An 18,399-nucleotide genomic window follows, 5' to 3' on the forward strand; every position below is an offset into this window, starting at 1 on the left:
GGGATCACTCCTTCCGACCGGCGAGTTGCTCTTTCAGCGCGGCAAGCTTGGCGAACGGCGAGTTCGGGTCAGCGGGACGATCGCGCTCACGCGGATTCGCGCTCGAAGCGTAGGGACGCAGCGACGGCCCGCCCTGACGGTCGCGGCCCTTGTCGCGGTCGCGGCCACGATTGTCGCGACCCTTGTCACGATCGCCGCCGAACTTCTTGTTGTCGCGATTGCGATCGCGATCCTTGTTGTCGCGGTCCTTGCCCTGGAAGCTGCGATTGCGATCGTCGCGCCCTTCCTGGCGCGGTGCGCCCTCGCCACCTTCGCGCGGCTTGCGGAAATCTCGGCCGCCGTCGCGACGATGACCGCCGTGACGATGGCGCTCACCGCGCTTCTCGCCATCAGCGGCCTGCGCGGCCTCGCCGTCGGCAGGTGCAGCGCCAGCCTCAGCACCGGCCTGCGGACGCTGGTTGTTGTGGCGCTGATGACGGTGGCGCTCGTGGCGCGGCTTGCGATCCTCGTGACGGCCACCGGGGCGCCAGACTTCGACGAGCTCAGGCTCGGCGGGCGCGGCAGCAGCTTCAACGGGCGCAGCGGCATCGGGAGAGGCGGCGGCTTCCACAGCCGCGGTTTCGGCAGGAGCCGCTTCAGCAGCACTCTCAGCGGGCGCAGCAGCCTCTTCCGCCGGCGGCGCGATGCCCGGGGCATCTTCGGGCGTGACGGGCGCTTCAGGCGAGGCCTCGAGCGCCGGCTCTTCGTGAACGGGCTCGTCGTGCTGCTCCATGCCGGGCGCGTCTTCGACAGTGACAGCTTCGATCGCGGCATCTGCGGGCGCCGCAGTCTCCTCGGTCGCAGGCGCCTCGGCAGAAGCCTCAACAGCCGGCGTCTCCGCGGCAGCAGGCGCAGCCGGCTTTGGCGGCAGCGGCGCACGCTTCTCCATGCGATAGCCGAGCGCGCGCAGGACCGAGGCAAAGTCCTCGCCGGCGGAGCCGGTGAGCGAGGTCATCGCCTGCGTCACCACGAAGCCGCGGCCGTCGAATGCACCGGCGGGCTTTTCTCCGGGCGAATTCTCGCGCCAGGCCAGCGCCGGGCGGATCAGGTCGGCCAGGCGTTCCAGAATGTCGACGCGAACGGCGCGCTCGCCGGCCTGCTTGTAGCCGAGCACGCGATAGGCATCGCGCGGCAGGCTCTTGTCGACCGGGAACGAGGTGCGGCCGGACGAGGCCAGATGCTGCGCGCCCGACAGCGCCGACAGATCGACATTGTCCTGCTTCAGCGCCCACAAAAGTGCTGCGAGCGCACGCGCGGCGGGCTTCAGGATGCCGGGGAAATAGATGTGATAGGCGCCGAAGCGGACGCCGTATTTGCGCAGCGTCGCGCGCGAGGGCTGGTCGAGATCCTTCAGCTCATTGGCGATCTTCGGACGCTCGAGCACGCCGAGCGCCTCGACGAGCTGATAGGCGATGCCGCGGGCGATACCCGTGACGTCCTCGGCCTTCGACAGCTCGAACATCGGCCCGAGCAGCTTTTCGATATGCGTCTTGAGCCAGAGGTCGAGCCGCGCCTGCACCTTCTCACGCGGGCCACCGGTGAGCCGCTCGTCCGAGATGATGCGGATGCGCGGATGCAGCGCCTCCTCTGCGGCGGTCAGCCGGGCCACGGCGTCGCCGGTCCAGCGGATGGTGCCGTCCGAGGTCAGCACGAACTGGTCGTCCGGCGCGTTGCCCAGTTTTTCGGCGCGCGCATTGATCTCGCCGGCGAGCACCGCTTGCGCGGCAGCCTGCAAGGCTTTCGCATCGGAGCCGGCTTCCGCCGCATCCGGTGCAAAGGTGAAGCCATCGAGGCGGCCGATGACATGGCCTTCGACGATGACTTCGCCGGTCTTGCCGATTTCCGTATTCAAGCTCGTGTTCTCCCGCAGGCGGCGCATCAATACACTGGTCCGGCGATCAACGAAACGCTCAGTCAAGCGTTCATGGAGCGCATCCGATAATTTATTTTCGACCTCGCGGGCGATTCCCTGCCAGCGTTCGGGGTCTTTCAGCCAGTCCGGGCGGTTGGCGACGAAGGTCCAGGTGCGAATTTGCGCGATCCGGGCCGACAGCGTGTCGATATCGCCGTCGATGCGGTCGGCCTGGTCGATCTGGGCCGCGAACCAGGAATCGGGGATGCAGCCCTTCTGCATCAGGAAGCCATACAGCGTGGTGACCAGTTCGGCATGGGCGGCCGGCGACAGTTTCCGGTAGTCCGGGACCTGGCAGGCGTCCCAGAGCCGCTCCACGGCGGCCTTGCCATGCGCGATATCGCGCACATCGACGTCGCGGGCGGCGTGGTCGAGCACGCGCATGTCTTCGGCGATCGGCGCCCGCGTCAGCGTCTCGTGGCCGGGCGCGAGGTTCAGTGAGACCTGGAGCGCGCCGAGGGAGGAGAAATCCAGCTTCGAGTTGCGCCATTGCAGCATCTTGACGGGATCGAAGATGTGGTTCTGGAGCGCATTCACCAGCTCGGGCTCGAACGGGCCGCAGCGGCCTGTCGTCCCGAAGGTGCCGTTGCGCGTGGCGCGCCCCGCACGGCCGGCGATCTGCGCGAATTCGGCCGGCGTCAGGCGGCGGAACTGGTAGCCGTCGAACTTGCGGTCGGAGGCGAAGGCGACGTGGTCGACGTCGAGATTGAGGCCCATGCCGACAGCGTCGGTGGCGACGAGGTAGTCGACGTCGCCGTTCTGGAACATCTCGACCTGCGCATTGCGCGTGCGCGGCGACAGCGAGCCCAGCACCACGGCCGCGCCGCCATGCTGGCGCTTGATCAGCTCGGCGATGGCGTAGACCTCGTCGGCCGAGAACGCGACGATCGCGGTGCGGCGCGGCTGGCGCGTGATCTTGCGGTCGCCGGCGAATTCCAGCTGCGACAGGCGCGGACGGGTGATCATGGAGACGCCGGGCAGCAGCCGCTCGATGATCGGGCGCATGGTCGCGGCGCCCAGCAGCAGCGTCTCGTCGCGGCCGCGGCGGTTGAGGATGCGGTCGGTGAAGACGTGGCCGCGTTCCAGATCGGAAGCGATCTGGATCTCGTCGACGGCGAGGAAGGAGACATCCAGGTCGCGCGGCATCGCCTCGACGGTGGAGACCCAATAGCGCGGATTTCTCGGCTTGATCTTCTCCTCGCCGGTCACGAGCGCGACCGCCTCGGGGCCGACGCGGGCGACGATCTTGTTGTAGACCTCGCGCGCGAGCAGCCGCAGCGGCAGGCCGATCACGCCCGAGGAATGCGCGAGCATCCGTTCGATGGCGAGATGGGTCTTGCCGGTGTTGGTCGGCCCGAGCACCGCAGTGACGCCGGCGCCGGGCACTCGATCGGAAGGCGCGCGCTCGGAAGCGAAGGAGGAGGAAGAGAAAGCCATGTCTAAATGATTAGGTAGTGGCGAATGGGGCGAATGTCAGTGCTGTTTGAGGCAATGGGGTGCGCCGCCGTCATGCCCCGGCTTGACCGGGGCATCCGGCACGCCGTGGCCTGCCCGCTCGGCGTGGGAGCAGAAATCCTCGCGCAACTGTCTCACTTTGCGACGCTTTTCCCGTTCGTTTTAAGCTTCGGAACGACTCTAGAACGAATCGCGGCCGAATCGCTGACTCCCTTCGGAGTCCTGTTCCGTTCACGCAACATGTCGCGGGACTCTTGTTTCCTGCGCACTAGATGGAGTTTTGGGTCGCCGCACAAGCGGCGATGGGGTGACGGATTTGGTTAAGTTGGGGACGACGCGGAGTCGAATCAGAATCGGCGGGGAGTCAAATGGATTCCGGAAAAAGCCGACCACCCAGCTCATATCAGCGAAAACAACCCCATGCACAGTAGCCAAGCCATTGATATGACTGGGGGCGTTCAGCAGCGGCGCCTTACTGCGTCTTCGCCACCCGCGGCGGCTGGGCGGTGGTGATGAAGCTGGTCGCTTCGAGCATCGCAGGGCCCAGCGGCGTCGGCACTTTCAGCCAGAACGGGACCAGGATCCGGGTCCCCGCGACCGGCGCGAGCGCGATCTCGATGTTGCGCTGGGCGGCGAGGTATTTGATCACGGGGCGGTCGGGGATGTAGCCGGCGACCGGCACGAAATAGAGCGCGCAGACCACGACCGGGCCCTTGTAGCCCTTCTCGGCCTTCACGGTCTCCATGCGCTTGAAATCGAGCTTGAGCTCGTAGCGCATGCGGCCGTCGAACACGGACGCGCTGCCGTGGCAGGCCTCCGGCGACAGCACCTCGCCGTTGCCGGGGACGCGGACCAGCGAGGCCGTCATCGGATCGAACACGCCGCGGCGATGCGCGTCGGTGACGACGATGCGGTCGGCATCAACAGGCGGCTCCGGAACGATGCCGAACTCCTTCACATTGCCCTTGTCGAGGGTGATGTGGATCTCTTCGGTCTTCTTCGAGGTGGTGGTGGAGGCGTGGTAGGCGGTCGCGACCAGCGCGCCGTTGACGACGCGCCCCTGCGAGGCGCCGGTGCCGGACCCGCCCGCGAACGATTTCAGAATACCGGTGGTGCCGCCGGAGGCCGCCGCCGAGAACACGTCGTCCTGGATGTCGATGTTCCAGGCGCCGCGGCCGACCGGAATGCCCGCCAGCGAGGCCTCATATTGCGCCTCGAGCTTGCCCTGCGCGGCCGCCGGCGCAGCCCCCCACGCCAGGACCAGCCCGCCGAGAGCGGCCAGCGCCAGCCTGCCGGTTGAACGCAACCGGGGCGGAAAGGGGAAAGACGTGTGCACGAGACGGTCCAATCCGGAAGCGAGTGATTGTTATTTAAGCCTGTTACAGCCGCAAGCAATGCATCCAGGCGTCACAAGCCGGGAACTCACCGGACTATTCGGGGGCGATTGCGCCCTTTATGTGATGGTAAGGCGTTTTAAACACTGCCGTTTTTGTGATTGAGGAGCCCGGGCCCGGATACCTCTCCCGCTTTCGGGAGAGATCGCGCGCAGCGCGGGTGAGGGCTTTCTCCTCTGGGGGGCGCTAACTGCTGCCCCACTCCCGCGGAGACTCCCCATCACCCGGAATCCGCGCTAATCGCGCGCATTCCGGCCTCTCCCCGCACGCGGGGAGAGGCGAAAAGACCGGCCAAAACCTTGACGTCCCGCCCCTTCCCCCCTATACGTCCGCCCGCTCCCTGCAAGGACGAAAGAATTAGCCCCCGTGGCGCCCAGAATGGCGGCCGCACCCGTTGGGGGATCAGCTTTAAGGATTTCTACCATGTCTCGCCGCTGCGAACTGACGGCCAAGGGCCCCCTCGTCGGCCACAAGGTCAGCCACTCCAACATCAAGACCAAGCGCCGCTTCCTGCCGAACCTGGTCAACGTGACCTTCATCAGCGAAGCCCTGGAGCGCAACGTGCGCCTGCGCGTCTCCACCAATGCGGTGAAGAGCGTCGACCACAATGGCGGCCTCGACGCCTTCCTGCTCAAGGCCAAGGCCGACGTCCTGTCGCCGCGCGCCCTCGAGCTGAAGCGCGCCATCCAGAAGAAGGTCGGCGACGCGCCGGTCAAGAAGGCCAGCTAAGATTTCAGAGTTGGGCGGGGGCTAGGTTGCGTGGCGTAGGCTTAGCCAAGTAGAGTTTGCGTTGCGGCCGGATCGAAAGATCCGGCCGTTTTTGTTTTGTGGTGCAAATGTCTATGTCGCCGCGTCGCTCGGATTAAACTACGCTAAGGTCATCAATCGACTGAACCTTTTGGGAGCCTCACAAGCGGCGGCCGCACTGCACCTCTTGCGCGGCTCAGACCGAGTTAGCCTTTGAGCATTCGGCCAGCGGAAGCACATCGCCCTAATGCATAGTTACCAAAAACAAACGGTTACCGTGCAGACTCACACCGACGAGCACGTCGAAGGTGAACGACAAACCTTTCTTCGTGTCGCGGAGATTGTGTTGAGCAAGTCTCGGGTCCCCCTTAGCGCTGGCGAGATCGTTGATCGAGGGATCGAGCAAGGACTCTTTGGCGACCACACCATGGGCCGCACTCCCCAAAAATCCATGCAAGCACGGCTCAGCATGGACATCCTGCACGGAAAGACTGACTCACAATTTGTGCGCACTGGTCGCGGACGCTTTACGTTACGCACCTCTCTAGGCACGTCAGTCAGTGAGCAGGACAACACCATTGCCGACGTTCAATCTGAATATGTCGCTGAGCGCCGTGTCCTTCGTACACCGAAAGAAGAAGTCCTATGCGTTCCGGAGTCAGCATTTCGCGATGTCCTCACCTTTCAGGGTATCGACACCGACACACCCCCAATACTTGGGCAACTCCTTAGCGAGGAGAACACCACCTACGTCGGCCGGGCTGAGGCCGAGGTCAACAATGACGCCAAGCAATTCATAACGTACGTCCTAGTTCAGTGCGGCCAGCGCTTACTGTTCTTCAAGCGGTCCTATCTCAGCCGAGCGGCCGAATTTCTGAGAGGATCAAAGTGCATCGGATTCGGCGGCCATGTCAGCGCTGCTGACCTCGATATGCTTTCGCGGGCAGACTTTGGCTTGTCGGCTTGCGGTCGCAGAGAGCTCGCGGAAGAGCTTTTTTTGCCGGACCGCCCTCGACGAAATCGCAAGATTTCGACTGAGGCAAACCTTACAGACAAAGCCACTATCGATCTTTTCCAGGGTGTCCCATTAGAGTGTCTTGGGGTCCTCAACGACGATTCTTCGGAAGTCGGGCGACGACACGTTGCCGTTGTTTATCGCGCCTGGCTCCCGGACTGGAACACGGCCAAAAAACTTCAAAAGGGCGACTCGTCAATCAAAGGGCTCGGATGGATCGATCTTTCAAAGGACAAGGTCGACATAACGGACTTCGAATATTGGTCACAACTCTGCTTGCGGCGCTTCTATCCGTCGACTCTGTTCACGCGGGCAAGATTCGAGATCGTAAATAACTCTCGCCTCGCTAGCGACCGCATCCTGGTCGTCGCAGGCCGAATTGGATCAGGAAAGTCAGAAACCGCCAATTACCTAAGCCAGCGCTTGCATTGTTCTTTGATCAAGACCGGCGACTTAGTTCGTGAATTGATGGCGTCACCTCCGATCTCGGAGATTGGGCGTGAGGCATTTCAAACTCGAGCATACGAATTCATAAGCTCAGAAGGTGGCACCAAGAAGCTAGCCGACGCGATCGCAAGCCAAATCGCTTGCGGGGAAGGCAATCGTACAATTGTTGATGGAATTCGAAATCTCGACACGTTTGAGCACTTAGAACGAAAGTGTGACAGCAGCGTTGGTTTGCTCTTTGTGCAAACTCCACCCGACGTCGCCTTCGACATGTATCGCGCCAGAGAAGCAGGGACGCTCAAATTTAGCTATCGCGACTTTCTCAAAGTATATGACGCGCCAGTCGAGGGCGAAATTTCGAGCCTCGGGCGCCAAGCAAACGCGTACATCTATAATTCGTTTGGAATGGAGGCCTTTCGGCGAACGCTAGACGAGCTATTGCCAAAGATGCGTTCATAGTGCTGGAAACAACGACGGTTCAGCGCCTAAGCGATGCCGCATGAATGCCTTAAGCGCCTTGATTGATTGGGACACCGCTAGCTTTTTTCCGAGACCAGAACGATCATCCTTCACGATCTCAGCGTAGGTCTGGCCACCAAATCCGTCAGGACAAAAAATGGTGTCCCAATAGAAATCCCGAGTCCCTCTTGGAGAATTGCTCAGAGCGCCTCGCATCTCCCCAACAAAGGTATGAACGTTTAGGCCATCACAATACCCGACTACAGCTCGCGCCACAGCTCTACTTGAGAGCGTCGAGCAAGCCGTTACAAATTGCTCTGGCGCAAGCGAGTCCCACATAGGCTGAGTGAGGCCGCCTGGAAACGATTTATCTTCGAACCCCTCTAGAATAAGCCCAGCATGCTCAACAATGCAGGGAATTTGAATCTGTCGATACGCAGACCCAACCTTGAACTTCACCATGGCTTCGAGATCGCACAACAGCGGCTCGGTTGTTTTAGCTCTTATAAAGCGAATATCGAAGAGCTCGCCGAGCTTCTTGCCGGTACCGTCAAGCTCAATCGCGTCCTTCGCTAACGCCCATTCTTCCTTCTTGAAATTACTCCAAGAACAATAAGCGATCTGTATGGGAGAGGCACTCATCACTAGATCCTCATCCCATGGAGCACTTCAGCTACATTCTTCGATATCTCCTCGGCCCCAACCGGTATGACCTCGATGTTACGTTCACTAAAGAGCCGACGCTCGAACTCCGATGGCTCCGGGAGAACGATGTATGCTCTTCTTCCGCTGGAAGAGTTTGGCAGATCAGAAAATAGGCGATTCACGACGTGAAAGATGTAGTTCACATTGGGGTCGCGGAAACTGTATCCGATGAATAGAACGGCCCTCCCGAGAATGTCGCCGCGCAACTTGAAGTCCATTGGACTTTCCAGTCGCATCCTGTCCATGTATTCCGACTCGGTCACCACCATCTGCAGCGGGTTGTTGAAGTCACCGTGAAACTTTACGACTTCAACGACTGTCCTATCATGTGCGATAGTGTGTTCGCCGGAAACAATGTGCGTACTACGTCCGCTCCTTTTTAAAGCTCGTTCGATAAAGTCATCATAGTTCGTCGTATAATAAAGGCTGCAGCGATCTAGCTTGACCAACTCTGAATGAATGGGCGAAGCAAGAATATCAGCATCGGTCGCCTCTGCAAATTGCCGTGAGAGCCAGTTAGTTAGCGGCGCGAGCTCGCGGTTCATAATCTTAAAGTATTCCAGTATTTGAAGATCACTTCCTCGCATCCGCAGTAGGTTCTCTTCGTTACAGCCAATCAGCTTGGCGGCTTGATCTACCATAGCTTCCCAAGACGGCCCTCGCTTCTTACCGCCGTCCCAACTGACTGATATAGAAGCTCCCGCGCCAATAAACGGGACCACACGCCTATCACGATACAATCTTCGAAGATCAGGGGGACAGGTCATGAAACCTTCTTCACCAACAGCCGAGTAAGACTGTGAAAATGTGGAATGTTGTTGTGAGGATGCGTCTCGTGAATAATTGAGTCCGATTCAGTGAGGATCGTGTGGCCTTGGTACTGATCTACGTAAAACGAATGAGGCAGTAGCGTTGGTGAAAAATTTGGATGCGCCGACAAATCGTGCGGCCCATCGTTAAATGAAACAAGGAAATGAAACCCGCCATTTCGCGTCCTCTGTAGTGCAGTTTGGATTAGTGAGAATATTTCCTCCGACGAACCAAGACAGTGCGCCAAGCCGTAGAGCACAATCACGTCAAACAATTCAATCCTAGAAAGATAAGCCCTCCCATCTAGGACGAGCCATTCAATCCGCAGGTCTTGAAATGCCCGCCGCCCATTTTCGATAGCCTTGGCAGAGCAATCAACTGCCGTGACACTTGCGCCACATCTTGCAAAAGCAGCGGCATTCTTTCCTTCCCCGCAGCCCAAATCGAGTACACGGACACCTTGCAGATCGGGCTGCTCTTTTAGAAACGTCTTGACTAGTGAGCCGGGAGAAGCTCCCCAAAAGCAATCGCTCGACGAATAACCTTCGTCGTAGCCACCATTATTTCGTGTCATCTTGCCTGCAACGGATTGAGCCAGAAACTGACAGTCTATGAATAACGACACGACATCGCAATCACTGGTTGATCTTCGTCCACCGCGTGCTTCGCATGCGACCATCGATTTGTTCTGCTATACTCGCCCCGGTAGCATCACCCGGAGGGGCATCCCGTGGAGCACTCGGCCAACACCGCACCGAAAAACCTCGTCATCTGCTGTGACGGCACCGGCAACGAGATCTCGGAGAACATCTCCAACGTCCTGAAGCTCTATCGCTGCCTGCGCAAGACCGACAGGACGCAGCCGCGGCAGATGGTGTTCTACGATCCCGGGGTCGGCACGGTGACGGAGCCGTCGACCTGGAACAGGTGGAAGTCCAACATCAAGCTGGTGCTGGGGCTCGCCACCGGCTACGGGCTCGATGACAACGTGCTCTCGGCCTATTGCTTCCTGGTCGAGCATTATGCGCCGGGCGACAAGATCTATCTGTTCGGTTTTTCGCGCGGCGCCTACACGGTGCGCGTGCTGGCGGGGCTGATCCACAAGGTCGGGCTGATCTCGCCGGAGCAGGCGAACCTCGCCGGCTCGGGCCTGATCGCCTACAAGCAATATTCCGGGACCGGGCACGGCAACGCGATCTCCGACCTGGATTTCGATGTCGACGAGCAGGGGCCGCTGCCGAAGGACGCATTCGACCTCGCCGCGCAGTTCGCGCGCATCACCTCCACGCGCTGGCCGACCATCCACTTCATCGGCGTGTGGGACACGGTGGCGAGCGTGATCGTGCCGCGCGCCGACCGCCTGTTCTGGCCGAGCCTGGAGGAGCTTGCCTTCACGCTGCGCAATCCCAGCGTCAACATCTTCCGCCAGGCGATGGCGATCGACGAGCGGCGCTGCATGTTCCGCCTGAAGGCGTATGAGGAGCCGCAGGAGTACTGGAGCAACCGCTACGTGCCCGACGAGAAGAAAGTGCCGCAGGACATCCTGCAGGTGTGGTTCGCCGGCGTGCACAGCGACGTCGGCGGCGGCTATCCGGAAGCGGAGAGCGGCGAGTCCAAATATCCGCTGATCTGGATCATCGACGAGGCAACAAAGGCCGGGCTGAACTTCAACCCGCGCACCGTGAACCAGCTCGCCTGGGGCATCCAGCGCAAGGCCTCGCCGTTCCAGTACGTCCCACCCGCCTACACCGGCACGGCGGGCCAGCTGCACGATTCGATGAGCGCGGCCTGGCGCGTGCTGGAATATCTGCCGAAGAGCGCGACGTACAAGGAATGGCCGGAGCGGAAGGTGGTTGCGGGATTCTACATTCCGGATTGCGAGCCGCGCGTCATCCCCGAGGGCGCGCATGTGCATGAGAGCGTGCTGAAGCGCATGGCGGTGGAGCCGGACTATCGGCCGGTGAACATGCCGAAGGACTTCGTGACCGTGCCGATGCCGGTACCGCCGGGGGTGGACCTGGCGGCGGGCGGGGATCGGGATGGGGTGATGGAGGGGGTGTGAGGGCGGCGGGCGTGAATGCCGCAGTCTCTCCGCGCGTCATTGCGAGCGCAGCGAAGCAATCCAGACTTTTTCCGTGGAGGCAGTCTGGATTGCTTCGTCGCTTCGCTCCTCGCAATGACGGAGTGTGAGGAGGCAGGCTTGCGCGACACCACCAGCGTCGTCCTGGCGAAAGCCAGGACCCATACCGCGTGATGTGCCGATTGTGGGCGGTACTAATCCCGAACAGCCAATCTTCGCCAAACTCCGCCCTGGGGTAATGGGTCTTGGCTCCCGTGCGCAATTGCGCACTAGGCCAGGACGACGGTGAGGCGAGAGCGTAGCAACACATCACCACCCGCCCCCACCCCACTACCTTCGCTTTCTCCAATCGCCGCTACTTTTCATTAAAATTCTCCGGCCCGCCTTAGCCTGTTCGCATCACCTGCTCCGCCATCATTGGAACCCTGCCACCGCGTTGTCCGCGGTATTGGAGGAGAGTGCCAATGCATCCGCGTCGACATGCCCGGGTGAAGCCGTCAGGCCTGGTGTCCCGCCAGGCCAAGATCATCACCGACCCGCGCGCGCCTGTCATCGTCTGCACGCTGATCGACTATTCGCCCGGCGGGGCCTGTGTCGATCTCGGCGGGCAGGTGAAGATCCCCGATCGCTTCGAACTGCTGCACGTGAACACCAAGAAGCGCTGCCGCGTGGCGTGGAAGCGCGGGACGAAGGTGGGCGTGGTGTTTTGATCGAACCGAACGCGAGCTGCTTTTTCGAAAGCATCAATGTGAGCCTGATAACTTAGCCAAGCACACCACTCGGCTCCCTCCCCCCTTGCAGGGGAAGGAACGCATCGCATTTGCGGTGCGATCGTCGTTTACAACTACCGCCCCTACGCCCGCATCCTGGCCTTCGCGCCCGCGACGATCTGCATGGCGACGCCGGCGATCCAGGCGAGCAGCACCAGCCAGGTCAGCGCGTCGTGCGGCTCGAGGCGGAGCACGATGACGGCGACGGATGCAAGGGCGGCGAGCGTGGCGCAGAGGGTGCCGGCGGAGCTCAGGAACTCGGCGGCGTCGATCTCGCTGTGCGCGTCGTCGAAGGGGAGCTGCGGCGTGTCGATGCCGAGGTAGAAGCCGACGACGCCGAGCAGCATCATCAGCAGCAGGAAGCCCTGCGTCGTGAGCGAGGGGATCGCCGATCCGACATAGGCGCCGACGAACAGCCCGCACGCGGCGCCTGCCATCGCGAGGCCCACGCGCTCCAGCAGGTGGGCTGTCTTGCGAACACGAAACCGCATGGCGGACCTCCGTGATGCCTCGGATAGGTCAGAGGTTAGGCCAGATTTGCCACCGGTGGAAGGTGAGTGGTTTTACGGATGCGTGAGGTGGGCGGGCGGCGAGGGAGACGATGGCCTCGCCACATTTTCCGCCGTCGTCCCGGCGAAGGCCGGGACCCATACCGCGTGATTCATCGAGGGAGCACGGTGCGTGTTGCTATCGCGCAGAGCAACTGAAGGTCTTCGCCAAACCACTTCCTGTGGTTATGGGTCCCGGCCTTCGCCGGGACGACAATACGATTGCGGCGCGGTCATCGCGCCACACGTGCGACAGAATGCGCCTGGGCTACCGCGCCCCGAACGTGGTCTTGCCGAACAGCGCCTTTTGCGTGGACGGCTGCGAGCGCCAGAATTGCGGGGGGGCTTCGACTTCGCCGCCGAGTTCGGCGGCGGCGTGCCAGCCCCAGCGCGGGTCGTAGAGCATGCCGCGGGCGAGCGCGACCATGTCGGCCTTGCCGGAGGCGACGATCTCCTCGGCCTGCCTGCCTTCGGTGATCAGGCCCACCGCGATAACAGGCAAGCCGGTCTCGCGCTTGATGCTGTCCGCGAACTGCACCTGATAGCCGGGGCCGAGCGCGATCTTCTGCAGCGGCGAGACGCCGCCGGAGGAGGCATCGATCCAGTCGACGCCGCGCGCCTTCAAGGCTCTCGCGAATTCGATGGTCTGCGCGAGGTCCCAGCCGCCCTCGACCCAATCGGTCGACGACACCCGCATGCCGACGGGCTTGTCATGCGGGAACACGGCGCGCACCGCGTCGAAGATCTCGAGCGGGAAGCGCATGCGATTTTCGAGCGAGCCGCCATATTCGTCGGTGCGCCTGTTCGAGATCGGCGACAGGAATTGATGCATGAGATAACCATGCGCGCCGTGCAGCTCGATCGCGTCGATGCCGATGCGCTCCGCGCGCTTCGCGCTGTCGACAAAAGCCTCGCGGATGCGCTTCAGGCCGGCGGCATCGAGCGCGAGGGGGGCGGCCTCGCCCTCCTTGTGCGGAATGGCCGACGGCGCCACCGTCTGCCAGCCGCCTTCGCCGATCGGAATGAGCTGGCCGCCGTCCCAGGGCCGCGCGCTGGAGGCCTTGCGACCGGCATGGGCGAGCTGCATCGCAATCGCGGTGCTCGAATGCTTGCGGGCCGAGCTCAGGATCTGCTTCAGCGCGGCCTCGGCGGCGTCGCTGTAGAGCCCGAGGCAGCCCGGCGTGATGCGGCCGATCGCCTCGACATGGGTCGCTTCGATGCAGAACATCGCCGCGCCCGACAGCGCCAGATTGTTGATGTGTGTGAAATGCCAATCGGTGGGAACACCGTCTTCGGCCGAATACTGGCACATCGGCGACACCACCAGACGGTTCTTCAGCGTCAGGCCGCGCAGCTTGATCGGGGAAAACAGGGCGCTCATGCGGGGATCCGGGAATGGAGGAATGGAAGCGATTGCATGAAGTTTAGTGTCCCGACGGCGAATTGCCAGCCGCACGGGGAGCATGGCGGCGCGCGGGGTCATGCATTGTGGTCGTCATGTGATGGGGGCCAGACCCACAGCCGTCGTCCCGGCCTGGTGCGCAATTGCGCACGGGAGCCGGGACCCATACCCCCAGGGAGGAGTTGTTGCGCAAAACCGGTCACCCCGAGTCCTCGCCAAACCACTCCCTGTGGTCATGGATCCCGGATCTGCGCTTCGCTTGTCCGGGACGACAGCGGAGATTGCCGCGACAGCCGGGCTACTCCATCAGCGTGAACTGCAACAGCAGCGTCCGCTGGAGCAGCGAGAAATTATCGTCCGACACCATGGTCAGCACGGTCTCGCCCTCCGTCGTGACATGGGCGTCGATGCCTTCCATGTTGTCGACCTCATGGCCGAGATCGGCATCGAACAGCACCGGGCCGTCGACCACTGCGCCCGGCGCGATCGCCTTCAGGGGCAGCGAGCGGATGCGGATGTTGATGCCGGTGAACCATGAGAATTTTCGCTCGAGGATGAGCAATTCGCCCGAGGCCAGCAGCACGGCATCGCTGATGAACTGCTTGTCGGTGCGCTTGATGCTGAACTGGCCCGGCGAGGGCCCGCCGATCAGGAAGCCGACCAGGTTGCCGTCGGCATCGATGCCGCCTTCCGACATCGCGATCAGCGTGCCGGCAAGCGGCTGGCCTTTCGGCACGAACACCAGCGCCTCCAGCCCCTTGTTGTAGGGCAGCTTGCGCAGCGCGGACGGCGTCGGCAGCACCTCGCCGTGGGCGCGCGTGCCGCCCCTGGCAAAGTCGAAACGCATGATCTGGTTGACGCGTTCGAGCCCGACATAGACGAGCGAACCATCGCGCGCGAGCGACTCGGTATCGTACCAGAGCCGCTTTTCGGTGATCGGCCGTCCCTCGGCATTGAGCATCGGCGCGGCCTCGACGTCGTCGAGCCCGGCCATTTTGCCACCGGCATAGCGGATGCCGCCTGTGAACCAGGTGCCCTGATCCGACAGCGCCAGGAAGCGCTCGCCCTTGCCGTCGAGGAAGCGAAAGCCGGAGAGGCCGCCGAAGCCGCGATGCGGCGAGGTCAGCACCAGCCCGCTGCGATATTGCAAGGAGCCGAAGCGCACGCGCGCGCGATCGCGCGGCTCGAAGGACGGGATCTGCCGCGCATTGACGTCGATGCTGACCGGCGCGGTGACGGCGTGCTCGGGCTGCGCCGGTCTGGGCGCAGGTTCGGCCAGCGCGAGCCGAGGCAGAGCGAGAGTGGAAAATCCCGCCGCCACGTGGCCAAGAAAGCTGCGGCGGGATCGAAGGTTGCTCACGAATGCAATTTGCGCCGCGGGCGATTGGCCGGTTGCGTGGGCGCCGTGTTGGTCTCGCTGAAGAGTTCGGCGAGCTTTTCGGTGATGGCGCCGCCGAGTTCTTCGGCGTCCACGATCGTCACCGCGCGGCGATAATAGCGCGTCACGTCATGACCGATGCCGATCGCGATCAGCTCGACGGGCGAGCGGGTCTCGATCTCCTCGATGATGTGGCGCAGATGCCGCTCGAGGTAGTTGCCGGGATTGACCGACAGCGTGGAATCGTCGACCGGCGCACCATCCGAGATCATCATCAGGATCTTGCGCTGCTCGGGGCGGCCGAGCAGGCGCTTGTGCGCCCAGTCGAGCGCCTCGCCGTCGATGTTCTCTTTCAGCAGACCCTCGCGCATCATCAGGCCGAGGTTCTTCCGCGCACGGCGCCAGGGGGCGTCGGCGGATTTGTAGATGATGTGGCGGAGATCGTTGAGGCGGCCGGGATTGGCCGGCTTGCCGGCGGCCAGCCACGCCTCGCGCGACTGCCCGCCCTTCCAGGCGCGCGTGGTGAAGCCCAGAATCTCGACCTTGACGCCGCAACGCTCCAGCGTGCGCGCGAGAATGTCGGCGCAGGTGGCGGCGACCGTGATCGGGCGTCCGCGCATCGAGCCGGAATTGTCGAGCAGCAGCGTGACGACGGTGTCGCGGAACGTGGCCTCCTTCTCGTGCATGAAGGACAGGGGGTGATAGGGATCGGTGACCACGCGCGACAGGCGCGCGGGATCGAGGATACCCTCCTCGAGATCGAACTCCCAGGCGCGGTTCTGCTGCGCCATCAGGCGACGCTGAAGGCGGTTGGCGAGGCGGGCGACGATGCCCTGCAGATGCGCGAGCTGCTTGTCGAGATAGGCGCGCAGGCGCTCCAGCTCGTCATGGTCGCAGAGATCCTCGGCGGCGATGACCTCGTCGAATTTCGGCGCGAAGGCGTGATATTCCGGCCCGCGCGGCTCGTTCTTGCCGTGCGAGTTCGGACGCGTCGCCTCGCCCGGCGTCTCGTCGTCGCCGAGCTCACCGTCGTCGAAGGTGTCGGAGGTCGAGGCCTGCGCGCTTTCCATCGCGCTGTCGCTCATCTCTTCCGAGGAGGCCTGCGCCTGGTCGGCGCTCATCTCCTGCGCGGCGTCGGAATCGGGCGAGCCCTCGGCGCCGGACTGATCGTTGTCGCCGTCCTGGTTCTCGTCGTTGTCCTCGTCATCCTCGCTGTCGGCGCTGCGCTCGTCGCCAAGTTCGAGCGCGGTCAGGAGGTCATGCACGGCGTCGCTGAACTTGGTCTGGTCCTCGACCACGCCGTCGAGCCGGTCGAGCCGCTTCCCGATCTTGTCTTCGAGGATCGGCCGCCAGAGATCGACCATCTTCTTCGCGGCGGCGGGCGGTGCCATGCCGGTGAGGCGCTCGCGCACCAGCATCGCCAATGCGTCGGCGAGCGGCGCATCGGCGCGATCGGTGATCTCGTCGAACTTGCCGCGATGGAAATGATCATCGAGCATCGCGGTGAGGTTTTTCGCAACGCCCGCCATGCGGCGCGCACCGATCGCCTCGACACGGGCCTGCTCGACCGCCTCGAACACGCCGCGCGCCTGCGGATTGCCGGGCATCAGCTTGCGATGCAGTTTGGCGTCGTGACAGGCGATCTTGAGCGCGATCGAATCGGCGTGGCCGCGCACGATCGCAGCATCACGCCTGGTCATTTTTCGCGCGGGCTCGGGCAAACGGGCCTTGCCGGGCGCGAGGCCCGGGCGCTCGGCCGCGAAGGAGACGTCGAGCTCCGGCGTCTTCGCGATCGCCTTCAGGCAGGACGCCACCGAGCGCTTGAACGGCTCGGTCGGGGCTTCCTTGCTGTTGCGGAATTTGGAGTTGGAGGTGGTCATCTCGCCCTATCCGTCGCCCCGGCGGAGGCCGGGGCCCATAACCACCGGCCGTCGTTGGATCAGAAAAACGATCGGCGTCGCTTCATCGAGACATCACGCGGTATGGGTCCCGGCGTTCGCCGGGACGACACACCACGAGAGATCAGGACAGCGCCACGTTGACTGCCGATTCCGGCAGCTCCGCGTTGAAGCAGCGCTGGTAGAACTCGGCGACCAGGGGACGCTCGAGCTCGTCGCACTTGTTGAGGAAGGTGACGCGGAAGGCGAAGCCGATATCGCCGAAGATGTCGGCGTTCTCGGCCCAGGTGATCACCGTGCGCGGGCTCATCACCGTCGACAGATCGCCATTGGCGAAGGCGTTACGGGTGAGATCGGCGAGGCGCACCATCTTGTTGACGATGTCGCGGCCTTCCTGGGTGCGGTAGTGCTTGGCCTTGGCCAGCACGATCTCCACTTCCTCGTCGTGGCTGAGGTAGTTGAGCGTCGTGACGATCGACCAGCGGTCCATCTGGCCCTGGTTGATCTGCTGGGTGCCGTGATAGAGGCCCGACGTGTCGCCGAGGCCGACCGTGTTGGCGGTCGAGAACATGCGGAACGCCGGATGCGGCTTGATCACCTTGTTCTGGTCGAGCAGCGTCAGGCGTCCCGAGACCTCCAGCACGCGCTGAATCACGAACATCACGTCCGGGCGGCCGGCGTCGTATTCGTCGAACACCAGCGCGACATTGTTCTGGAGCGCCCAGGGCAGGATGCCGTCACGAAACTCGGTGACCTGCTTGCCGTCGCGGACCACGATGGAGTCCTTGCCGACGAGGTCGATGCGGCTGATGTGGCTGTCGAGGTTGACGCGCACGCAGGGCCAGTTCAGGCGGGCGGCGACCTGCTCGATATGGGTGGATTTACCGGTGCCGTGATAGCCGGTGACCATCACGCGGCGGTTGCGGGCGAAGCCGGCGAGAATGGCAAGCGTGGTGGCGCGGTCGAAACGGTAGTCGGAATCGACTTCAGGGACGTGAGGATCGACTTCGGAATAGGCCGGCACTTCGAGATCGCTGTCGATCCCGAACACCTGGCGCACCGACACCTTCATGTCGGGCAAACCGGAAACTTCCTCAACTTTGGACATGGCGGCGGTCGTCATCAATCCTCCGAGGCCCCGGGCGGTCCCGAGACCAGTTATTTGCACGTTGGCTGCGGCTGGGTGCGGTCGCGAACCTATCAGAGACAACGTGCCGGCAGAAGCCCGCGCCCCAATCAAAGTTCCGTTGTCTTTTCATTTAGATAGGCAAGGAACGCGATTTTGGGAAGGCTGCCCTGCAAATCTCGCCCAAATTTCGCGCCGATGAGGTGGCGTGCCC

General features: G+C 62.8%; 14 protein-coding genes. 4 read left to right on the forward strand and 10 right to left on the reverse strand.

Translation table 11 applies throughout. The features are described from left to right. Window positions 1–4: 4 nt before the first annotated feature. Window positions 5–3,388: a helicase-related protein gene (locus tag JQ631_RS29840; RefSeq protein ID WP_212333060.1), complete on the reverse strand. Its 3,384-nt coding sequence runs from the start codon at window positions 3,386–3,388 to the stop codon at window positions 5–7. Between the two features lie 490 nt (window positions 3,389–3,878). Next, window positions 3,879–4,742: a DUF3108 domain-containing protein gene (locus JQ631_RS29845; RefSeq protein WP_433995534.1), complete on the reverse strand. Its 864-nt coding sequence runs from the start codon at window positions 4,740–4,742 to the stop codon at window positions 3,879–3,881. A gap of 481 nt (window positions 4,743–5,223) precedes the next feature. Between JQ631_RS29845 and rpmB the strand changes: the two genes are divergently transcribed. After that, window positions 5,224–5,529: a 50S ribosomal protein L28 gene (gene rpmB, locus JQ631_RS29850; RefSeq protein ID WP_148751926.1), complete on the forward strand. Its 306-nt coding sequence runs from the start codon at window positions 5,224–5,226 to the stop codon at window positions 5,527–5,529. Window positions 5,530–5,794: 265 nt separating this feature from the next. Then, window positions 5,795–7,468, forward strand: a complete 1,674-nt coding sequence (locus tag JQ631_RS29855; RefSeq protein WP_212333062.1) for an HTH domain-containing protein — start codon at window positions 5,795–5,797, stop codon at window positions 7,466–7,468. On the opposite strand, the gene JQ631_RS29860 is transcribed toward JQ631_RS29855, so the two are convergent. From JQ631_RS29860 to JQ631_RS29870, 3 genes are all read right to left on the reverse strand, one after another. Continuing rightward, window positions 7,463–8,110, reverse strand: coding sequence for a non-canonical purine NTP pyrophosphatase (locus tag JQ631_RS29860; protein ID WP_212333063.1), 648 nt, complete (start codon window positions 8,108–8,110; stop codon window positions 7,463–7,465). The genes JQ631_RS29855 and JQ631_RS29860 overlap by 6 nt on opposite strands. Before the next feature lie 2 nt (window positions 8,111–8,112). Further along, window positions 8,113–8,814 carry an SIR2 family NAD-dependent protein deacylase gene (locus JQ631_RS29865; protein ID WP_249161244.1) on the reverse strand — a complete coding sequence of 234 codons (702 nt, stop codon included), beginning with the start codon at window positions 8,812–8,814 and terminating at the stop codon, window positions 8,113–8,115. Window positions 8,815–8,936: 122 nt separating this feature from the next. Continuing rightward, window positions 8,937–9,662 (reverse strand): class I SAM-dependent methyltransferase, encoded by a 726-nt coding sequence (locus JQ631_RS29870; RefSeq protein WP_249161245.1) that lies wholly within the window; start codon window positions 9,660–9,662, stop codon window positions 8,937–8,939. A 51-nt stretch (window positions 9,663–9,713) separates the two neighbouring features. On the opposite strand from JQ631_RS29870, the gene JQ631_RS29875 reads away from it, so the two are divergent. Together JQ631_RS29875 and JQ631_RS29880 are read left to right on the forward strand one after the other, a co-directional pair. Beyond that, window positions 9,714–11,045, forward strand: coding sequence for a T6SS phospholipase effector Tle1-like catalytic domain-containing protein (locus JQ631_RS29875; RefSeq protein WP_212333067.1), 1,332 nt, complete (start codon window positions 9,714–9,716; stop codon window positions 11,043–11,045). Between the two features lie 482 nt (window positions 11,046–11,527). Next, window positions 11,528–11,773, forward strand: a complete 246-nt coding sequence (locus tag JQ631_RS29880; RefSeq protein WP_212333069.1) for a PilZ domain-containing protein — start codon at window positions 11,528–11,530, stop codon at window positions 11,771–11,773. Window positions 11,774–11,916: 143 nt separating this feature from the next. On the opposite strand, the gene JQ631_RS29885 is transcribed toward JQ631_RS29880, so the two are convergent. The 5 genes from JQ631_RS29885 to cobS form a co-directional block, all read right to left on the reverse strand. Continuing rightward, window positions 11,917–12,324, reverse strand: coding sequence for a hypothetical protein (locus JQ631_RS29885; protein WP_212333071.1), 408 nt, complete (start codon window positions 12,322–12,324; stop codon window positions 11,917–11,919). Window positions 12,325–12,649: 325 nt separating this feature from the next. Continuing rightward, window positions 12,650–13,762: an NADH:flavin oxidoreductase/NADH oxidase gene (locus JQ631_RS29890; protein WP_212333073.1), complete on the reverse strand. Its 1,113-nt coding sequence runs from the start codon at window positions 13,760–13,762 to the stop codon at window positions 12,650–12,652. A gap of 319 nt (window positions 13,763–14,081) precedes the next feature. Beyond that, entirely contained in the window at window positions 14,082–15,143 is a 1,062-nt protein-coding gene (locus JQ631_RS29895; protein WP_212333075.1) for an esterase-like activity of phytase family protein, read from the reverse strand. Next, window positions 15,140–17,041, reverse strand: coding sequence for a cobaltochelatase subunit CobT (gene cobT, locus JQ631_RS29900; protein WP_212333079.1), 1,902 nt, complete (start codon window positions 17,039–17,041; stop codon window positions 15,140–15,142). The genes JQ631_RS29895 and cobT overlap by 4 nt, the downstream gene beginning before the upstream one ends. Window positions 17,042–17,183: 142 nt before the next feature. Then, window positions 17,184–18,182 carry a cobaltochelatase subunit CobS gene (cobS, locus tag JQ631_RS29905; RefSeq protein WP_212333081.1) on the reverse strand — a complete coding sequence of 333 codons (999 nt, stop codon included), beginning with the start codon at window positions 18,180–18,182 and terminating at the stop codon, window positions 17,184–17,186. Window positions 18,183–18,399 lie beyond the last annotated feature (217 nt).

Origin of the sequence: Bradyrhizobium manausense (assembly GCF_018131105.1) — a bacterium.
Classification (GTDB): domain Bacteria; phylum Pseudomonadota; class Alphaproteobacteria; order Rhizobiales; family Xanthobacteraceae; genus Bradyrhizobium; species Bradyrhizobium manausense_B.

Coding starts and splice junctions, on each gene's coding strand:
- JQ631_RS29840 (WP_212333060.1), bottom strand. CDS start 3,388: ATGGCTTTCTCTTCCTCCTCCTTCGCTTCCGAGCGCGCGCCTTCCGAT.
- rpmB (WP_148751926.1), top strand. CDS start 5,224: ATGTCTCGCCGCTGCGAACTGACGGCCAAGGGCCCCCTCGTCGGCCAC.
- JQ631_RS29855 (WP_212333062.1), top strand. CDS start 5,795: ATGCATAGTTACCAAAAACAAACGGTTACCGTGCAGACTCACACCGAC.
- JQ631_RS29860 (WP_212333063.1), bottom strand. CDS start 8,110: ATGAGTGCCTCTCCCATACAGATCGCTTATTGTTCTTGGAGTAATTTC.
- JQ631_RS29865 (WP_249161244.1), bottom strand. CDS start 8,814: ATGGTAGATCAAGCCGCCAAGCTGATTGGCTGTAACGAAGAGAACCTA.
- JQ631_RS29870 (WP_249161245.1), bottom strand. CDS start 9,662: ATGGTCGCATGCGAAGCACGCGGTGGACGAAGATCAACCAGTGATTGC.
- JQ631_RS29880 (WP_212333069.1), top strand. CDS start 11,528: ATGCATCCGCGTCGACATGCCCGGGTGAAGCCGTCAGGCCTGGTGTCC.
- JQ631_RS29885 (WP_212333071.1), bottom strand. CDS start 12,324: ATGCGGTTTCGTGTTCGCAAGACAGCCCACCTGCTGGAGCGCGTGGGC.
- JQ631_RS29890 (WP_212333073.1), bottom strand. CDS start 13,762: ATGAGCGCCCTGTTTTCCCCGATCAAGCTGCGCGGCCTGACGCTGAAG.
- cobT (WP_212333079.1), bottom strand. CDS start 17,041: ATGACCACCTCCAACTCCAAATTCCGCAACAGCAAGGAAGCCCCGACC.
- cobS (WP_212333081.1), bottom strand. CDS start 18,182: ATGACGACCGCCGCCATGTCCAAAGTTGAGGAAGTTTCCGGTTTGCCC.